The 604-nt window shown below is 58.3% G+C and carries 2 protein-coding genes; both read right to left on the reverse strand.

Annotation, left to right across the window (positions count from 1 at the left end; all coding sequences use genetic code 11):
- The coding region (locus ACFHWW_RS34100; protein WP_379943793.1) for an ATP-binding cassette domain-containing protein at positions 1-239 on the reverse strand (239 nt) is incomplete at its 3' end.
- A partial coding sequence (locus ACFHWW_RS34105; RefSeq protein ID WP_379943795.1) for an ABC transporter permease occupies positions 239-604 on the reverse strand: 366 nt, incomplete at its 5' end. The genes ACFHWW_RS34100 and ACFHWW_RS34105, both read right to left, overlap by 1 nt.

The following is a 604-nucleotide window of genomic DNA, read 5'->3' on the forward strand; positions in this document are numbered from 1 at the left end:
TCACCACTGTCCACGCGACCCGGTGGACTGAGCAATCCCATGATCGAAAAAGCGGTGATGCTCTTGCCGCATCCGGATTCGCCAACGATCGCGACGACTTCACCGCGTTTCAGGTCAAACGAGATCCCATCGACGGCAGTGATCTGCGTCTTGTGGAGGTGAAAGCGCGTCGTAAGATTGCGGACCTGCAGCAGTGTGGATGTATCAGAGCGCAGAGGCTGGACAGGAATTGCGGTCATTATGCTCTCCCTTGCAGGCGCGGATCGGTGGCGTCGCGCAGCCAGTCGCCAAGGAAAATGAAGCCGATAACGGTGAGGCTGATAGCGATCCCCGGGAAGGTCGCGATCCACCAGCTCGTAGACAGATGCGTCTGCCCCTCGCTCAACATGTAGCCCCACGACACATCCGGCGGCTGGATGCCGAGACCGAGGAAGCTCAGGGAAGACTCGGAAATGATGGCCGATCCGACGCTGAGGGTGGAAACTACGATGACGGTGGAAAGAACGTTCGGCAGCAGGTGGCGAAATATGATCGTGGAATTGGGCGTGCCGATCGAATAGGCCGCGCGTACATAATCACGTTCCTTCAGGCTCAGCACTTCTCC

This window comes from Sinorhizobium sp. P24N7 (assembly GCF_042436655.1).
Classification (GTDB): domain Bacteria; phylum Pseudomonadota; class Alphaproteobacteria; order Rhizobiales; family Rhizobiaceae; genus Sinorhizobium; species Sinorhizobium meliloti_A.